Genomic DNA, 17,524 nt, shown 5'->3' on the forward strand with positions numbered 1-17,524 from the left:
GCTGGCCGCCGCCGCCCCCCCCGCTCACCGCCACCCACCGCCCGCCCCCCCCCCCCCCGCGGGGGGGGGGGGGGCCGGCCCCCCCCCCCCCCCCCCCCCCCCCCCCCCCCCGCTTCTCGTCGTCGGGCGCCCCGGGCGCAGGGGCGTCGGCGCCCCCGGTCCCCGGCACGGTCCCGGCCCCGCGCCTGAGCGCACGGCCCAGCAGCCGCCGGTCGGGCCGCAGCGCGAGCGGCACCGCGACCGCGGCCGCCGTCAGGACCCATGCCGAGTAGTCCAGCCCGAGGAACGCCCAGATGCTGCCGTGCATCGCGGCGACCGCGAGCACGAACGGGATCCGTGCGACCCGGATCGCGAGCCAGAGAGGAGCCGTGAGCTCGAGCGCGAGCGCCCCGCCCGCGAGCGCCTGCGTGAGCACGGGCTGGTCCGCGACGGTCTGGACCCACCGGGTGCTGAACAGGGACCCGCCGGCTCCCTGGCGCAGCACCCAGGACATGTTGTCGCTGAAGACCCACTCGGTGCCGCTGTGCCGCAGCTTCTGCGCGCCGGTCAGGAAGTACACCGTGGCGAGGGTCGCGAGTGCCGCACGCGGCGGCCATCCCCAGGCGGGGGCCCGCGGCGCGGTGTGCGCCGGGCGGGGCGGATCGGCGGCGAACAGCAGCGCGACCGCGACCGTGACGGTCAGGACGTCGTTGTGCAGGACCTTGCCCGAGCTGCCCCACAGTGCGGCGAGAGCGGTGTACGCGCACCACGCGAGCACGAACCCGGCGCGCCCCCCACGGCGCGCGACGACGAGCGCGACGCCCGCGAGCCCCGCGACCTGGACCGTGACGAGCAGCCACGCGGGCGGGGTCAGGGCCAGCCAGCCCATGACGTTGCCGTGGTCGGTGAGCGTCGCGGGGCGGCGTGCGATCGCGGTCCAGTCGCGCGTGGCCAGGCGCAGCCCGACCACGAGCGCGAGCAGCGTGCGGACCTCGACCAGCCGGTACGCGGGGCCGGGGGCGAGCAGCGCCCGGTCGACGGCGAGCGCGGCCCGGCGCAGCGACGACCCGGCGGTACCGCTCACGGTGTGACTTCCAGGACCGTCTTGCGGGACCGCTCGACCCACTCGTCGGCCCCCGCGGGCAGAGCCCGCACGGTGCGCTCGAGCCGCACCGAGCGCACGGTGCCGGGGTCGATCCCGGCCAGCCCCAGCCAGGCCGTCACCATCTCGCGGCGCCTGTCGGGCGTGGCCCCCGCGAGGTCCTGGTACTGGCGGGTCGTGGTGACGAGGGGGGCGGCGCGGTCGCCCGGCTGCACGACGACGTCCCCCTCGGCGGTCGCGGCCACGAGGTCGAGGCTCACCGTCGTGCCCGTACGCACCTCGCTGAAGAGCCGGTACGCCGTGAGCGGCCACAGCTCGGCCTCGACGGCGGCGGTGAACAGGAGAGCGAGGACGAGCCCGTAGGTCACGAGGCGTGCACGGCCCCGGTCGGTCGGCGTGGCGACGGGGGCGGCCGCAGCGCGGGTGGCCTTGTCGGGCCAGGGCGCGGCCCAGGCGGGCCGGCGGCTCTGCGCGGTGCGCGCGTCGTTGCGGTGGGTCACGTCTCGACCCTCCCAAGGGGAGGTGGCGGGGACATCGGCCCGACGGCGGTTCGCGCCCCGGCCCCAGGGTGCGGTCCGCGAGTGGTGAGTTCAGCCCTGGGGCTGATGCTCCGACGTCGGGCCGGCCGGTCCTCGCCCGGGGGACAGCGCCCTTCCCAGGGCGCGCGCTCGCGCCCTGCGTGCCACGCTGGGCGCATGCCCGACCGGGACGACGACGCGTCAGCCACGCCCTCCGGGACGTCCGCTGCTCCCAGCCTGCCCGGCGCCCCCGCGCTCCGCACGCTGCTCGAGCTCTCGCTCCCGGCCGTGCTGATCGGGATCGTCGCGGCGGTCGTCCTCAGGGCGCTCGACGAGGCGTCCGCAGCGGTCGAGGACGTCCTGTGGACGGACCTGCCGGGGGCGCTGGGCGTGGACCCCGACGCGCGCTGGTGGATCTTCATCATGCTGACCGGGGCGGGCCTGCTCGTGGGGCTCGTCGTGTGGCTCGTGCCGGGGCACGGCGGGCGGGACTCGGCGACGACCGAGCTCATCGCGCCGCCGCTGCCGCTGCGGGTCCTGCCGAGCCTCGTGGTCGTCACGGTCCTGGGGCTGGCCGGCGGCGTGAGCCTGGGCCCGGAGAACCCGATCATCGCGATCAACACCGCGCTGCTCGTGGCCGTCGTCGCGCGGCTGTGGCCCAAGGTCCCCACGGACCTCGTCGTGATGCTCGCGGCGTCGGCGACGATCGGCGCGCTGTTCGGCACCCCGGTCGCGGCCGCGCTCGTGTTCACGGGGGTCGTCGCGGGCTTCCGCAGCGGCGGCCCGCTGTTCGACCGGTTGTTCCTGCCGCTCGTCTCCGCGGGTGCGGGCGCCATCACCATGGACGCTTTCGGGCGGCCGTTCGCCGCGATGGACCTGCCCGACCTCGGTGTCCCGGACATCGGCGACGTGGGGACGTCGCTCCTGATCGCGACCGCCGCGGCGGGTCTCGCGCTGCTCGGGGTCGTCGCGTTCCCGCACGTGCACCGGTTCTTCCACTCGATGCGCAACCCCGTGCTCTACGTGACCCTCGGCGGCGTGGTGCTGGGCGTCCTGGGGGCGATCGGCGGGCCGCTCACCCTGTTCAAGGGGTCCGAGCAGTCGTTCGAGCTCGTCCAGCAGCGTGCCGACTTCTCGACGTGGAACCTCGTGCTCATCTTCGCGATCAAGCTCGTGGCGCTCGTGATCGCCGCGGCCGCGGGGTTCCGGGGTGGCCGGATCTTCCCCGCGGTGTTCATCGGTGTCGCGGCCGGGGTCGTGGTCAACGCGGCGCTGCCGGGCGTCCCGCTCGGGCTCGCGATCGCGAGCGGGGTGCTCGGGGTCGTGCTCGCGGTGGGACGCGACGGGTGGGTCGCGCTGTTCGTCGCGGTCGCGGTCGTGGGCGACGTGGGCGTCCTGCCGCTGCTGTGCATCGCGATCCTGCCCGTGTGGCTCCTGGTGCGCAGCGCGCCCGAGATGCTGGCCGCCCCCGAGCCACCGACCGCTGTCGCGCCCGGCGGGTCCACGCCGGCCGGCGAGGGGCGTCCCGCGCCCACCGACGGGCCCCGTCCCGACGCCTCCTGACCGGGCCGGGTCCGGACACGCCGCGCACCGACCTTGCCGGGCCGCGTCACTCCCAGCCCACGCGCGAGTCCTCGTGCATCTCGGGGCACGTCCCGCCGGGCTCGATGACCGCCTCGAAGTGCCACATCTCGTTCGCGTAGGTCCGGCACAGGCCCAGGTCCGCACCGTGCTCGCCGAGCCACAGGGCGCCGTCGGTCGCCCCGACGTCGATCGCCGTGCCCGCCACGTGCGCCGAGGCCTCGGGCGGCAGGACCCACCGCTTGGCCTCCTCGAGCGAGCCGCGCTTGCGGACCACGTCCTCGACGACCTGCGCCTGCTCCTCGGCCGACCGCCACCCGGAGACGAGGGTCAGCTCGATCCCGTCCTCGGCCGCGAGCGCCTGCGCCTGCTCGAACCGGCGGAGCAGCTCGGGGTCGAGGCCGGTCGCGGGAGCCTCGGCCCGCGAACCGTCCGCCTCCCCGGTCGTGCCCGGCGCCGCCCCTGCGCCAGGGCCGGCCCCTGCGCCAGGACCGGCCCCGGAGACGGCCCCGGCCCCGGACGACGCGGCGTCGGGGGCCAGCAGCCGGTACGCCGAGACCCCGCACGCGACGAGCGCGGCGGCGACCACGGCGGCGTACACGCGGTCCGCGGGACTTCGGCGTCGACGGGCCGAGCCCACCGAGGAGCGACCGGACGGCCAGGCGCGCCCGGGTCGTGCGCGCCTGCCCCGTGGCGCAGGCCGCGGGATCGCGGCGCCCGTGCCGGGCACGAGCGAGTCGAAGGTCGGCAGCGGGGGCGACGGCACCGCGCTCGTCGGTGCAGCAGCGGCCTGCGGCGCGGGCCGGGAGCCGGCGGGGAAAGAGGGCGGGGGAGGGACGTCGAAGGTCATGTCTCGACCCTCGCCGCGCGGCCCTGCCCGGGGCATCGCCCCCCGGGGCCGTCCTCGCCCTGTCCGCAGGGCGCGTCCCGCCCGGGCGCGTTCGTCCCCGGGACGGACGCGACGTCGTCGGACACCAGCCCCAGGGCGGACTCGCCGCGACGGCCTCCCTGGATACGGTGAGGACGTGCAACCGACCCGCCGTGCCCCCGAGTGGGCCCAGGACCTCCTCGTCGCGCTCGCGGTCGGGCTGGTCTGGTTCGGTGGAGTCTGGTTCATGTACCAGGGGGACTACTGGATGCCTCGGGACATCCGGTCGTACTGGTGGACCGGGGCCTGGCTCGTCCTGACGCTGGCCCTGAGGAGGATCGCGCCCGGTGGCGTCTTCTGGGTCACCGCGGTGTTCTACCCGCTCTTCCAGGACGACGCCGTGAGCAACCAGTTCCATCTCGTCCCGCTCCTCGTGGCGGGCTTCGGCGCGACCCGCCAGGGAGCGGTCCCCCCTCCGCTCGCGGCGATCGGTGTCGTCCTGTCGGGCTGGTCGCTGCACATGAGCAGTGAGCACTGGGACGGGTACTGGCAGGTCGTGGGCTGGTCGTCGCCCTCGGGGATCCTGACCACGGTCGCCCTGGCGCTCGCGGCCGTGGCGCTCGGGTGGATGGTCCGGCGCATCGCCGTGACGGGCGAGGCCCTGCGCGAGCGCAACGAGGAGCTCACGGCCCTGCAGGGGGTGCTCGCCCAGCAGGCCGTGCACGCCGAGCGCACGCGCATCGCCCGCGAGCTGCACGACGTCGTCGCGCACCACATGTCCGCGATCGTCGTCCGGGCGCAGGCCGCGGACCGCGTCGCGCCCAACCAGCCCCAGGCCCCCGCCGAGGCGGTCACCTGGATCGCCGAGGAGGGCAAGAAGGCGCTGACCTCGATGCGCTCGGTCGTGCACGTGCTGCGCCGCGAGACCGGGGACGCGCTCGAGCTCGCCCCCGCCCCCGCGCTCGACGACGTCCGGGCCGCGGCCGCGCGCCTGACCGAGGCAGGCCGGGACGTCGAGCTGGACCTGCCCCGCGACCTGGGCGACCTGCGGCCCGAGGTGAGCCTCGCCGTCGTGCGCATCGCCCAGGAGGGACTGACCAACGTGCTGCTGCACTCGCTCGCCCCGCGCCTGAGCCTCGAGGTCGTCGCGACGCCCGGGTACGTGCGCGTGGCCGTCCGCGACCCCGGGCCCCCGCTGCCCGACAACCCCGACCTGCACGGCGGCAACGGCCTGCTGAACATGCGCGAACGAGCCCTGTCCTGCGGCGGCACCCTGTCCGCAGGACCCGACCAGAGCGGCGGCTGGCGCGTCCAGGCCGTCCTGCCCCGGGAGACCCCATGAGCCACAGCCCCGTCCCGTCCCCCCTCCCGGGCGGCCCCGCGCCCCTGGGGCGCGCACCGGGCCCCGTGCCCCTGCACGTCGTCGCCGAGAGCCGGCCGTTCAGCGAGCCCGTGCGCGTCGTCGTGGTCGACGACCAGGCGACCATCCGCCTGGGGCTGCGCATGATCCTCGACAACGAGCCCGACATCACGGTGGTGGGCGAGGCAGCCGACGGCGTCCAGGGCGTCCGCATGGCACGCGCCCTGCTGCCCGACGTCGTCCTCATGGACGTGCGCATGCCCCACCTCAACGGGATCGACGCAGCGGCCCAGATCTCCGCGGACCCGGCGCTCGCGGGCGTGCGCACGCTCGTCCTGACGACGTTCGACGACGACGAGTACGTCTACGGCGCGCTGCGGGCCGGGGCCGCGGGGTTCCTGCTCAAGGACGCCGACCCCGAGTCGCTCGTGAGCGCGGTCCACCGGGTGCGGGCGGGCGACAGCCTGCTCGACCCCGGCGTCACGCGACGGATCATCGAGCGGTACGTCGAGCTCTCCGACTGGCACGCAGGCTCGGGCGTCGCGAGCGCTCCCGGCGGCGCGTCGGGGCTCGAGCTCGCGACCCCGCGCGAGCGCGAGGTGCTCCTGGCCGTCGCGCGCGGCCTGTCCAACAAGGAGATCGGGGACGAGCTGTTCCTCTCGGAGGCGACCGTCAAGAGCCACGTGCGCTCGCTGCTGACCAAGGTGGGGCTCACGAACCGCGTCCAGCTCGTGATCCTCGCGTACGAGGCCGAGGTGGTGCGGCCGGGGCGGTGACGGGTGATGGCGGGTACCGACGGGTGCTGACGGGCCGGCGCGGCGTAGGCTTTCCCGGGGGCTCGGCCCGGGCCCACCACACCTTTCTCGAAGGACACAGGCAGCACCATGGTCAACCTCGCGTACGTCATCGCCGGATCGGAAGCCACCGGGGGAGCCGGCATCCAGGCCGACCTCAAGACGTTCCAGGAGCTGGGCGTCTACGGCGTCGGGACCCTGACGTGCATCGTGTCGTTCGACCCCGAGAACGACTGGGGGCACCGGTTCGTCCCGGTCGAGCCGCAGGTCATCGCGGACCAGTTCGAGGCCGCGACCAGCACGTACGACCTCGACGTCGTGAAGATCGGCATGCTCGGCACGCCCGCGACGATCGACGTGGTGGCCGAGTCGCTCGCGAGCCAGCGCTGGCACCACGTGGTCCTCGACCCGGTCCTGATCTGCAAGGGCCAGGAGCCGGGCGCGGCCCTCGACACCGACACCGCGCTGCGCGAGAAGATCCTGCCGTTCGCCACGGTCATCACCCCGAACGTGTTCGAGGCCAAGATCCTGTCCGGCATGGACACGATCGAGTCGGTCGACGACCTGGTCGAGGCCGCCGAGCGCATCCACGCGCTGGGCCCGGACTTCGTCGTCGTCAAGGGCGGCGTCGAGCTGCCCGGACCGGACGCCGTCGACGTCCTGTTCGACGGCCAGGAGATCACGGTCTTCTCCGTGCCCAAGGTGGGCGAGGAGCGCGTGAGCGGTGCGGGCTGCACGTTCGCCGCGGCGATCACCGCGGAGCTCGCCAAGGGCAACGACGTCGAGCGCGCCGTGGGCGTCGCGAAGCAGATGGTCACCGAGGCGATCGAGGCGCGCGTGAGCTCGCACGCGCCGTTCGACACGGTGTGGCAGGGCGCGTACACGGACTGACCGGGTACGGGGAGGGGCCCTTCCCGACGACGTCACGCGCCCGGGCGAGGTCTCCTCGCCCGGGCGTAGCGCTGCCCGGGGGGCGGACCGCTCCGCGTGCCGCGAACGCACGGTCCGGGCGCTCCGCACCTGCCGACCCGACCGACCACCAGGCAGACGCGTGGACGCGCCGAGACCCGGAGCACTTAGGCTTCCGACCTGTGAGCGACAACCTTCCCCCCGAATCCACCGACGGCAACGGCCGCACGGGCGCCCGGCACGAGGTCCCGGCGCCGCTGCGTGACGACGTCCGCCTCCTCGGCCGACTGCTCGGCACGGTCCTGACGGAGACGGGGGACCCCGCGCTGCTCGACGACGTCGAGCAGCTGCGCGAGCTCTCGATCCGCGCGTACGGCGAGCACGCCGACGCCGCGCTCGAGGAGGCCGAGCGCCTCGTCGAGAGCTTCAGCCACGAGCGCGCCGAGCAGGTCGCGCGCGCGTTCACGGTCTACTTCCACCTGGCGAACCTCGCCGAGGAGCACCACCGGGTGCGCGTCCTGCACGACCGCGAGGCCGAGCTGGCCCCGTCCGTGGTCGACGACACGCTGCCCGAGGCCTTCACGCAGCTCGCGGACGAGGTCGGTCACGCCGAGGCGCTCGCCCGGCTCCAGCGGCTCGAGTTCCGCCCTGTCCTCACGGCTCACCCGACCGAGGCCCGCCGGCGGGCCGTGTCCGCCTCGATCCGTCGCCTGTCGGCGCTGCTGACCGAGCGCGACGGCCTGCCTGCCGGCGGCGCGTCGCTCGCCGAGAACGAGCGCAAGCTCCTCGCCGAGATCGACGGCCTGTGGCGCACGTCCCCGATCCGCGCCGCGAAGCCGACCCCGATCGACGAGGTCCGCACCGCGATGAGCGTGTTCGACGCGACCCTCTTCTCGGTGTTCCCCACCGTCTACCGTCGCCTCGACGACTGGCTCCTGGCGGACAAGGCGGGTCACGACCGCCCGCTCGCCGCGCCGTTCGTGCGTCTGGGCACCTGGATCGGTGGCGACCGCGACGGCAACCCGAACGTCACGGCAGAGACCACGCGCCAGGCCGCGACGATCGCGGCCGACCACGCGCTCCGGGCCCTCGAGCAGGCCGCCCAGCGGATCGGGCGCACGCTCACGCTCGACGAGCAGGGCACGCCCGCCTCCGACGGCCTGCGCTCGTTGTGGCAGAAGCAGCGTCAGCTCTCCGAGGCCATCACGGCCGAGGCCGCGTCCGAGTCGCCCAGCGAGCCGCACCGTGCGGTCATGCTCGTCGTGGCCCGTCGCGTCGCGGCGACGCGCCTGCGCGACGCCGACCTCGCCTACCAGACGCCCGAGCAGCTCGAGGCCGACCTCAAGGTCGTCCAGGACTCGCTCATCGCGGCGGGCGCTCCCCGTGCGGCCTACGGCGACCTGCAGCAGCTCGTGTGGCAGGTCCAGACCTTCGGGTTCCACCTGGCCGAGCTCGAGGTCCGTCAGCACTCGCAGGTCCACGAGGCAGCCCTCGCGGAGATTGCGGAGCACGGCGTGCACGGCCAGCTGTCCGACCGCACGCGCGAGGTCCTCGACACCTACCGCGCGATCGGCTCGATCCAGCAGCGCTACGGCATCCGTGCCGCGCGCCGCTACATCGTCTCGTTCACGCAGAAGCCCGAGCACCTGGCCGCGGTCTACCAGCTCGCCGAGCACGCGTTCGACGGCGCGGACGACGCCCCGGTGATCGACGCGATCCCCCTGTTCGAGACCTTCGCCGACCTCGAGGCGAGCGTCGAGATCCTCGAGGCCTCGCTCGAGCTGCCCCAGGTCCAGCGCCGGCTCGCCGAGAACGGCCGCAAGGTCGAGGTCATGCTCGGCTACTCGGACTCCTCCAAGGACGTCGGCCCGGTCTCGGCCACGCTCGCGCTGCACTCCGCGCAGAGCCGTATCGCCGAGTGGGCGCAGCGCCACGAGATCAACCTGACGCTGTTCCACGGCCGTGGCGGCGCGCTCGGGCGTGGCGGCGGCCCCGCGAACCGCGCGGTCCTGGCCCAGCCCCCGGGCTCGGTCGACGGCCGCTTCAAGCTCACCGAGCAGGGCGAGGTCATCACGGCCCGCTACGGCGACGCGACGATCGCCGCCCGGCACATCGAGCAGGTCGCGGCCGCGACGCTGCTCGCCTCCGCGCCGTCGGTCGAGCGCCGCAACGCCGAGGCCACCGCGCGCTTCGCCGACGTGGCCGCCGCGCTCGACTCGTCGTCGCGCGAGCACTTCCACGCGCTGGTCCGCAGCGAGGGGTTCCCGCAGTGGTTCTCCGAGGTGACCCCGCTCGAGGAGGTCGGCCTGCTGCCGATCGGCTCGCGCCCGGCCCGCCGCGGACTGTCGGTCGAGTCGCTCGAGGACCTGCGCGCGATCCCGTGGGTCTTCTCGTGGTCGCAGGCCCGCATCAACCTCGCCGGCTGGTACGGCCTGGGCACCTCGCTCCGCGAGTTCGGCGACCTCGAGCGGCTGCGCGAGGCGCACCGCGACTGGCCGCTCTTCGCGACGCTCATCGACAACGTCGAGATGTCGCTCGCCAAGGCCGACGAGCGGATCGCGGAGCGCTACCTCGCGCTCGGCGACCGCGACGACCTGGCCGAGAAGATCCTCGAGGAGCTGCGCCTGACGCGCGAGTGGGTCCTCAAGATCTCGGGCAGCGAGTGGCCGCTGGCCGGCCGCCGCGTCCTGGGCCGCGCGGTCCAGCTGCGCAGCCCGTACGTCGACGCGCTCTCGCTGCTCCAGCTGCGCGCGCTGCGCGGCCTGCGCTCGGGTGCCGAGGGCGAGTACAAGGACGGTCTGCAGCACCTGCTGCTGCTCACGGTCAACGGCGTCGCGGCCGGCCTGCAGAACACGGGCTGACCTTCTCGGTGCCGAGCATGCGGTTGGCGTCCGTTTCCACCCCGAAACCGCCGCCGACCGCATGCTCGACCGACGGTAACCGCATGCTCGGCGAGTGGCCGTCCGGTTCGGCCGGGCGGACGTCGGCCAACCCGACGATCTCGACGCCCGGCCGCATCCGGCCACCCGGGGCGGGTCGCGCCGTCGGGCCTCTCAGCCCAGGCGCGAGCGCAACCAGGCGATGTCCGGGCCCATGTCGCCGTGCGTCTCGCAGATCACGGGCGCCCCGGCCGAGGCGACGACCGCGACCAGCTCGTCGGGCGGGACGAGCCCGTCGCCGAAGTGCGCGTGGCGGTCCGCCCCCGAGTCGAACGTGTCCCGGCTGTCGTTCGCGTGCACCAGGTCGATCCGGCCCGTCACCGCGCGGACCTGGTCCGCGGCGGTGCTCAGGTCGATCCCGCCCGCCCAGGCGTGGCACGTGTCGAGCGTGAAGCCGACCTGGTCGCCACCCTCCGCAGCCCCGATCGCGTCCCACAGCCGCCCGATGCTCTCGACCGTGCGGGCCATCGACCTGGCCCCGCCCGCCGTGTTCTCGATCAGGACGGGGACCTTGGCGTCGAGCGCGTCGATCGCCTTGCGCCAGTTGTCGTAGCCGACCGCGACGTCGTCGTCGGCGGTCACGTGGCCGCCGTGCACGATCACGCCCTTGGCGCCGATCTCGGCTGCGCCGTCGACGATCTTCTGGAGCGACTTGCGGCTCGGGATGCGGATGCGGTTGTTGGTGCTCGCGACGTTGATGACGTACGGCGCGTGCACGTAGACGTCGAGGTCCGCTGCCGCGGCGTCCGCGCGCAGGGCCTCGGCCCCGCCCGGGTAGGTGAACTCGGCGCCCTTCCAGCCCTGCGGGTCGCCCAGGAAGACCTGGACCTGGTCGGCGCCGATCGCTCGTGCCTGGTTGACGGCGTCGGCCTGGTCGACGTGTGCTCCGATTCGCATGAGGCCCACGCTACGTGCAGCGGGGGACGCCTGGCGCGGTGAGCCCGCACCCGAGGGTCGACGACCCGTCCACGGCGCGCGCCGTGCCCGCACGACGGCGAGCCGCGTCCCACCTTCGGCGAGGGAGCCCCTCAGAGCAGCGCCGCGAGCGCGTCGAGCCGGCCCTTCCAGAACTCCTTGAGCGGCGCGACCTCGTCGACCGTCGGCACCCCCGAGTAGCTCACCGCGACCCGGGTCCGGGAGCCTCCGGCCACGCCCGGGTTCGCGGCGTCGAAGCTCAGGAGCACACGGCGCGCGCGCCCGGTCGCCCCGCCCACGGCCTCGTTGGGCCAGCGCAGCCGCACCGACCGGTCGATCGTCCGCCCGACGACGTCGAGGTCGCCCGCGACCCCGACCTCCGCCAGGGCGGGAGCCAACCACGCGGCGCGGGCGCCGTCGTCGGACACGAGGGCGTAGACCGCCGCGGGCGTCGCGTCCACTGTCCTGGTGACCGAGACGTCGAACGTGCCGTCGGCCCGCTGCCCGGGCGCGCGCATCCCGCGCTCCTGCTCGTAGGCGACCGTGAGCGACTGCGCCCACCACCCGTCGACCCCCTGGTCCTCGACGAGCCAGGTCGCGATCCGGGTGTGCGTCCACCCGGTCGCGCCCTGCGCGTCGAGGAGCTCGAACCAGGCTGCCCGGGGCTGCCCCGTCGCGGCCACGACCGCGTCGTCCCCGACCGTCTGCGTGCTGCGTCTGGTGACCATGCGACCACGCTACGGCGCGCCCCCGGGCCTGTCAGAAGATGCGACGGGCAGGTACCGGCCGCGAAGCCCGGGCTGCCCGCGGGACGCGGCATGATGGACGCATGGCCATCTTCGCTTTCTCCGTCGCCCCGCTCGGTGCCGGCGAGTCCGTCACGGACTCCGTCGCCGAGGCAGTCCGCATCGTCCGCGCCTCGGGTCTGCCGAACCGGACGACGTCGATGTTCACCGAGATCGAGGGGGAGTGGGATGAAGTCATGGACGTGGTCAAGCGCGCGACCGAGGCCGTCGGCGCGGGCGGGCACCGGGTCTCGCTCGTGCTCAAGGCGGACATCCGCCCAGGTCACACGGGGGAGCTGACGGGCAAGGTCGAGCGCGTCGAGGAGCGGCTCGCGCGCGACTGAGCGTCACGCACCGCCCGCGTCCCACAGGGTGAAACGGGCGTTTACGGCGTGCACTCACGGGCGTCGTAGGCTATGCGGCAACGCCGCCGTCCCGGGCAGCGTTCGAGGCTGCGTTACGAGCCGTGTCACAAGTCGCAGGAGACCACGATGCCCCTCTTCGAGGTGGACGCCGAGCGTCCAGTTCTCGTCCGCCCGTCGCAGCCGGCGGGTGGGGGATTCGGCACGGTCGCGCAGCGCGTGGTCGACGGTCACCTGGACGGCCTGCTCGGTGAGCAGATCTTCCCCGTGCGGCAGGGGTCGTCGGTCGAGGAGCCGCACCTCCTGGCTCTCGACGCGGCAGGGTTGCCCGTGGTCATCGAGGTCGTCGCCGAGCTGACCGAGGAGACGCTCACCCGGGCCATGAACCATGCGGGCCGGGCCGGCCAGCTCACGCGCGCCGAGCTCGCGAGCCGCTACGCCGGGGGCGCCGGGCGCTTCCAGCAGGACGTCTCGACGTTCTACGACAACGTCCCCTTGACCCGCTCGCAGGCGACGTCGCGCGCCACGGGGGCCCGCCTGATCGTCATCTGCTCGAGCGCGGAGGACGGGATCGTGGACGCCCTCGACTTCCTGCGCCAGCCGGGGTCGTCGGTCTCGGTCCTCAAGCTCGGGGTCATGCACGGCGCCGACGGCCGCCGGTTCGTCGACGTCTCGCCCCTGGTCCCCGAGCGCCGGTCTCGCTCGACGGTCCCCGCGGCGCCGCCTCGTCCCGCGGTCGGGACCCGGTCCGCGGCGGCCACGGCCGACTTCGCGGAGGGCGTCGCGGTGGGTCGCGCTCTGACGGGCAAGCTGCCGATCGTCACGCAGCGCTCGCGCGCCGACCGTCGTCGCGGCACGGAGCTCGGGGCCGCAGAGACGACCTACGGCTCGTCCCCGGGCTCGATGGTCGAGACCGGACGCCTCGAGCCCGTCCTCGAACCGCTCGCCCCGGCGCCCCCGGTGCCCGCGCCCCCGGTCGTCCCGGACCTCGCGCTGAGCGTCCCGCCCGTCGTCCCCGATCCGGTGCCCAGCCTCCCGCTCGAGCCGCTCACGGTCCCGCCCGTCCCGCTGCTGGCGAGCCCCCCGGGGGACGAGGCGTCGGAGCAGGGGCGCTACTCGTCGTCGTCGGCGTACTCGAGCCCGCCCGACGACGCCCTGTCGTCGCGCACGCCCAGCCGGTCCTCGATCCTGACGCGCGAGTCCATCAGGACCCGCGAGTCGATCCGGACGCGCGAGTCGGTGCTGACGCGCGAGTCGTACCAGGCCGAGGAGCCCGCGTACGACCCGTTGTCCTACCAGCCGCCCGCGAACGTCCCCGTGGTCGACGCCCTGAGCACGATCGACCCGCTGGGTCAGGACCTGGTGCCGTCCCCACCTCCCACGTCCGCCTCGCCCCTCGACGACGACCCGGACGACGACCCCGACCTCCACGCGCTCGCTCGGGCCTTCGGGACCCCGGTCTCGCTCGTCTGGTCGCGCCCGCGTCGCGGGCAGCGCTTCGAGGCGGTCCTGTACCCGGACGGTTTCATCGAGCTGACCGACGGCGCCCGCTTCCGTCACCCGGACGCGGCAGCGGTCGCGGTGTCGGGGACCGCGACCGCGGACGGGTGGAGCGTGTGGCGCCTGGGCGACGGCGGCCCCACGCTCACGGACGCGTTCCGCGAGCAGTACGCCTGACGCCCGACCACCGCGCCTGACGCCCGGCCGGCGACGACGCCGACGACGGGGCGGCACGCCTGCGGGCGCGCCGCTCCGCCGTCGTCCTGGGGGAGTCAGTCCGTGCTGCGTACCATGGTCCGGATCCCCACGGCCAGCCCGACGGCGGCGGTCACCACCGCGGCCACCCAGCCCCAGGCGGCGGCCGACGAGGTCAGGTCGCCCGCGAACAGCGAGCGCTCGGCGTCGACCAGGTAGGTCAGGGGGTTGAGGTGGGCTGCGGCCCGCATCCAACCCGGCCCGGTCTCGAGGGGCAGCAGCATGCCGGACAGGATCATGAGTGGGAAGAGCAGCGTCTGCTGCACGAGCCAGAACATCCACTCCTGCTTGCGCACCGCGAGGGCCAGGGCGTAGCTGAGCGACCCGACCCCGACGCCGAAGATCGCGAGCATGAGCAGCCCGAGGACCGCGCCGACGGGGTAGAGCTCGAACCCGAACGGCAGCATCACGAGGACGACCACGACCGACTGCGCCGCGATCGGCACCATCTCCTTGAGAGCGCGCCCCACGAGCAGAGACGGCCGGGACAGGGGCGAGACGAGCATGCGCTCGTGAGCCCCGGTGTTGAGCTCCTGCTGGAGGTTCGCGCCCGTGGTCGAGGTGCCGAACAGCGTGGTCATCACGAGGATCGACGGCACGAACCACTGCCAGACGCTGCCACCCAGCGTCCCGGTCGCGCCGCCGTCCTGCCCGCTGAGCGTGCCGACGAGCAGCGGCCCGAACAGTGCGAGGAACACGAGGGGCTGGACCAGGCCGAACACGACCGAGAACGGGTCGTGGAGCAGGGGCCGCAGCTCGCGGACCAGGACGATGCTGGTGTCGCGGGCCAGGTGGGTGAGCCGGCCGCGGGGGCGCGCGCCGGGGCGGCTCCCGACCGGGCCGGCCCGACGGGGACCGGCGGGCCCGCCGCCGGGCGGGGCGGGAGAGGTCGTGGTTCCGACGGTGCTCATGCTGCGTCCTTCCCTGAGAGCGCGGCGCCCTCGCTGGTCCGTGCGGTGACGTGGTCGGCGGCGTCCGACGGGTCGCCGGCGCCCGAGGGACCGGCCGCGTCTGCTGCGCCCGAGGTACTGGTCCTGTCTGCTGCGCCCGACTCGCGCAGGCTGCGCCCGGTCAGCGCGAGGAACACGTCGTCGAGCGTCGGGCGGTGGACCTGGGCCGAGGTCACGGTGATGCCCGCGTGGTCGGCCGCGCGCAGCAGGGCCGGGAGCAGCGCGGGGCCGTCCGTGACCCGTGCCGTGACCTGGGTGCCGCGGGCCGGGGTCTCGTCCGTCTCGATCTCCCGTACCCCGTCGGCGCGGGAGACGAGCTGCGCGAGGCGAGCGCCGTCGTCGGGCACCGTGGTCTCGAGGACCACGCGGTCCCCGGCAAGGTTCGTCTTGAGCGCCTCCGCGGTGTCGTCCGCGATGACCTCGCCGTGGTCGACGACCACGACGCGCTCGGCCATGGTGTCGGCCTCGTCGAGGTAGTGCGTCGTCAGGACGATCGTCATGGGGTCGCCCGCCCGGGTGAGCGCGTCGGCCCGCATGCGCAGGACGTGCTCCCACAGGTTGGCGCGGTTGTGCGGGTCGAGCCCGGTCGAGGGCTCGTCGAGGAACAGGAGCGAGGGCGCGTGGACCAGGCCCATCGCGACGTCGAGGCGCCGACGCTGCCCGCCCGAGAGGTCCGCGACCTTGCGCGTGCGCAGCGAGGTCAGGTCGAGCGCCTCGAACAGCTCGTCGGCGCGGCGCCGCGCGGACCGACGGTCGAGGCCGTAGACGACGCCCTGCGTCACGAGCTCGTCGACGGCGCGCTGGTTGTGGCCCGCGGCGTTGCCCTGCCCGACGTACCCGATGTGGTGACGGACCTGCGCGGGGTGCGCGACGACGTCGTACCCCGCGACGGTCGCGCTGCCCGCGGTGGGCGCGATGAGCGTCGTGAGCATGCGCAGGGTCGTGGTCTTGCCGGCCCCGTTGGGGCCCAGGACGGCGACGAGCTCGCCCGGCTCGATGTCGAGCGAGATCCCGCGCACGGCGTGCACGGTCTCGTGGCGGCTCACGGCGAAGTCCTTCGTGAGGGAGCGGGTGTGGATCACGGTGTCCTCCAGGAGTGGGTGATGACTCCACCCTGTCGGGGGTAGCGGTCAGGTTCTGTCCGCTACCTCGTGCGACGCTGGGAGCATGCTCGAGACATCGGCCCGGCTCCTCGCCCTGCTCTCCCTGCTCCAGGCCCGGCGGGACTGGCCCGGGGAGGCCCTCGCCGACCGCTTGCGCGTCAGCCCACGCACCGTGCGGCGCGACGTCGACCGGTTGCGCGAGCTCGGCTACCCCGTGCGCGCGACCAAGGGGCCCGACGGCGGGTACCGCCTCGACGCGGGCGCCGAGCTCCCGCCCCTGCTGTTCGACGACGAGCAGGCGGTCGCGGTCGCGGTCGCCCTCCAGACGACCCACGTGGGCGGGATCGAGGAACCTGCGCGCCGTGCGCTCGCGACCATCCGCCAGGTCATGCCCGCGCGGCTGCGCGGACGCATCGACGCGCTCGAGGTGACCGCGGTCCGGTCTGCGCGGGACGAGGCGAGGCCGGTCGTGGACCAGGCCGTGCTCGTCGCGGTGGGGAGCGCCGTGCGGGCGCGCGAGGTGCTGCGCTTCGACTACGACGGCGGGTCCTCGCCCCTGCTCGGCTCGGGCGAGGCGGCCTTCCGGCCCCCGCGGCGGGCCGAACCCCACCACCTCGTGACGTGGGGAGGACGCTGGTACCTCGTCGCGTGGGACCTCGAGCGCGTGGACTGGCGCACGTTCCGCGTGGACCGCATGACGCCCAGGACCCCGACGGGGCCGCGGTTCGCGCCGCGGGCGCTGCCAGCGGTGCCCCCGGGCGCGGGCTCGGAGGCTGGGGGCGAGCGGGAGCGGAAGGGCAGGGACAAGGAGCCCGACGTCGCCACGTACGTCACGCACGTCTTCTCCCGTCCCCGGTGGCCCGTCGAGGGCGAGGTGGTGCTGCAGGCGCGGGCCGACGCGCTCGCGCCCTGGGTCGGCGACCAGGGCGTCATCGAGGCGATCGGCCGCGACCGGTCCCGACTGGTCGCCGGCTCGTGGTCCTGGCGCGGGCTCGCGGCCTGGGTCGGGATGTTCGACGTGCCGTTCGAGGTGGTCGGCCCCCAGGAGCTGCGCGACGCGGTGCGCGAGCTGGGGGAGAGGTACCGGGGCGCGGTCGAGGGTGGGTGAGCGGTGCTGCGTGGAGGGTGCACGCAGCCGGTCCCCCGCGAGCGTCGGCGACGCGCGGGAGAGCGGTGGAGCGGGGAGGTGCTCGGAGCCCTCGGAGGAGCGAGGTCGTGCGGACCGAGGCGCGCCGACGCGGTGTGCCGAGGGGCGGTGACCGGGGTCACCTCCGGCCAGGTTGACCTGGGGGTTCACGTCCCCGTAATGTTCTCGAAGTCAGCCCGGCAGGGAGAAACAGACACCACTGCGAAGCTCCTCGGAGCCGCCGCGAAGTGGCTGTTCCCGGGGCTGGAATCCGAAACTCGAGCTGGTCGCCTCGCGCCTCCAGGACGAACGACGGAGCCGATCTTCCAGTTTTGACCCGGTTCGCCCGGGTTTGAAACGAAGAGGCCGGTCTGGTAGGTTTAAGAAGTTGCCCCGAGTGAAGGCCTGGAAACGGGTTGGAGTCGGTGCGTGTCGGTTGCTTGAGAACTCAACAGTGTGCTTGATAGTTAATGCCAAT

15 protein-coding genes are annotated in these 17,524 nt (G+C 74.4%); 8 read left to right on the forward strand and 7 right to left on the reverse strand.

Annotated features, from left to right (window positions below; genetic code table 11):
- Together ACIPWA_RS17205 and ACIPWA_RS17210 are read right to left on the reverse strand one after the other, a co-directional pair.
- Positions 1–1,063: hypothetical protein (locus ACIPWA_RS17205; protein ID WP_400291779.1), on the reverse strand; the 1,063-nt coding region annotated here is incomplete at its 3' end.
- A complete protein-coding gene (locus ACIPWA_RS17210) occupies positions 1,060–1,581 on the reverse strand; it encodes a hypothetical protein (RefSeq protein WP_400291780.1) in 522 nt (173 codons plus the stop codon). The genes ACIPWA_RS17210 and ACIPWA_RS17205, both read right to left, overlap by 4 nt.
- Positions 1,582–1,776: 195 nt before the next feature.
- On the opposite strand from ACIPWA_RS17210, the gene ACIPWA_RS17215 reads away from it, so the two are divergent.
- Positions 1,777–3,162, forward strand: coding sequence for an ion channel protein (locus ACIPWA_RS17215; protein ID WP_400291781.1), 1,386 nt, complete (start codon positions 1,777–1,779; stop codon positions 3,160–3,162).
- Positions 3,163–3,208: 46 nt separating this feature from the next.
- Here ACIPWA_RS17215 and ACIPWA_RS17220 read toward each other — a convergent pair whose 3' ends face one another.
- Positions 3,209–4,030, reverse strand: a complete 822-nt coding sequence (locus ACIPWA_RS17220) for a M15 family metallopeptidase (RefSeq protein ID WP_400291782.1) — start codon at positions 4,028–4,030, stop codon at positions 3,209–3,211.
- Between the two features lie 175 nt (positions 4,031–4,205).
- On the opposite strand from ACIPWA_RS17220, the gene ACIPWA_RS17225 reads away from it, so the two are divergent.
- From ACIPWA_RS17225 to ACIPWA_RS17240, 4 genes are all read left to right on the forward strand, one after another.
- Positions 4,206–5,390 (forward strand): sensor histidine kinase, encoded by a 1,185-nt coding sequence (locus tag ACIPWA_RS17225; protein WP_400291783.1) that lies wholly within the window; start codon positions 4,206–4,208, stop codon positions 5,388–5,390.
- A complete protein-coding gene (locus tag ACIPWA_RS17230) occupies positions 5,387–6,184 on the forward strand; it encodes a response regulator (RefSeq protein WP_400291784.1) in 798 nt (265 codons plus the stop codon). The genes ACIPWA_RS17225 and ACIPWA_RS17230 overlap by 4 nt, the downstream gene beginning before the upstream one ends.
- 108 nt (positions 6,185–6,292) lie before the next feature.
- On the forward strand, positions 6,293–7,093 hold the full coding sequence (gene thiD, locus ACIPWA_RS17235; protein WP_068627686.1) for a bifunctional hydroxymethylpyrimidine kinase/phosphomethylpyrimidine kinase: 801 nt from the start codon (positions 6,293–6,295) through the stop codon (positions 7,091–7,093).
- A gap of 200 nt (positions 7,094–7,293) precedes the next feature.
- Positions 7,294–9,972: a phosphoenolpyruvate carboxylase gene (locus ACIPWA_RS17240; RefSeq protein WP_400291785.1), complete on the forward strand. Its 2,679-nt coding sequence runs from the start codon at positions 7,294–7,296 to the stop codon at positions 9,970–9,972.
- A gap of 192 nt (positions 9,973–10,164) precedes the next feature.
- Here ACIPWA_RS17240 and ACIPWA_RS17245 read toward each other — a convergent pair whose 3' ends face one another.
- Together ACIPWA_RS17245 and ACIPWA_RS17250 are read right to left on the reverse strand one after the other, a co-directional pair.
- Positions 10,165–10,947: a deoxyribonuclease IV gene (locus ACIPWA_RS17245; protein ID WP_400291787.1), complete on the reverse strand. Its 783-nt coding sequence runs from the start codon at positions 10,945–10,947 to the stop codon at positions 10,165–10,167.
- Positions 10,948–11,078: 131 nt separating this feature from the next.
- Positions 11,079–11,693, reverse strand: coding sequence for an SRPBCC family protein (locus ACIPWA_RS17250; protein ID WP_400291788.1), 615 nt, complete (start codon positions 11,691–11,693; stop codon positions 11,079–11,081).
- Between the two features lie 101 nt (positions 11,694–11,794).
- Between ACIPWA_RS17250 and ACIPWA_RS17255 the strand changes: the two genes are divergently transcribed.
- Both ACIPWA_RS17255 and ACIPWA_RS17260 read left to right on the forward strand, forming a co-directional pair.
- Positions 11,795–12,094: an MTH1187 family thiamine-binding protein gene (locus ACIPWA_RS17255; RefSeq protein ID WP_068627689.1), complete on the forward strand. Its 300-nt coding sequence runs from the start codon at positions 11,795–11,797 to the stop codon at positions 12,092–12,094.
- A gap of 147 nt (positions 12,095–12,241) precedes the next feature.
- On the forward strand, positions 12,242–13,789 hold the full coding sequence (locus ACIPWA_RS17260) for a restriction system modified-DNA reader domain-containing protein (protein ID WP_400291789.1): 1,548 nt from the start codon (positions 12,242–12,244) through the stop codon (positions 13,787–13,789).
- 95 nt (positions 13,790–13,884) lie between these two features.
- On the opposite strand, the gene ACIPWA_RS17265 is transcribed toward ACIPWA_RS17260, so the two are convergent.
- Together ACIPWA_RS17265 and ACIPWA_RS17270 are read right to left on the reverse strand one after the other, a co-directional pair.
- On the reverse strand, positions 13,885–14,778 hold the full coding sequence (locus ACIPWA_RS17265) for an ABC transporter permease (RefSeq protein WP_400291790.1): 894 nt from the start codon (positions 14,776–14,778) through the stop codon (positions 13,885–13,887).
- Positions 14,775–15,899 (reverse strand): ATP-binding cassette domain-containing protein, encoded by a 1,125-nt coding sequence (locus ACIPWA_RS17270; RefSeq protein WP_400291791.1) that lies wholly within the window; start codon positions 15,897–15,899, stop codon positions 14,775–14,777. The genes ACIPWA_RS17265 and ACIPWA_RS17270 overlap by 4 nt, the downstream gene beginning before the upstream one ends.
- An 85-nt stretch (positions 15,900–15,984) precedes the next feature.
- Here ACIPWA_RS17270 and ACIPWA_RS17275 point away from each other — a divergent pair, with 85 nt between their 5' ends.
- A complete protein-coding gene (locus tag ACIPWA_RS17275) occupies positions 15,985–17,028 on the forward strand; it encodes a helix-turn-helix transcriptional regulator (RefSeq protein ID WP_400291792.1) in 1,044 nt (347 codons plus the stop codon).
- Positions 17,029–17,524: the final 496 nt, after the last annotated feature.

The sequence above is a fragment of the Oerskovia enterophila genome (genome assembly GCF_044748475.1).
Lineage (GTDB): Bacteria > Actinomycetota > Actinomycetes > Actinomycetales > Cellulomonadaceae > Oerskovia > Oerskovia enterophila.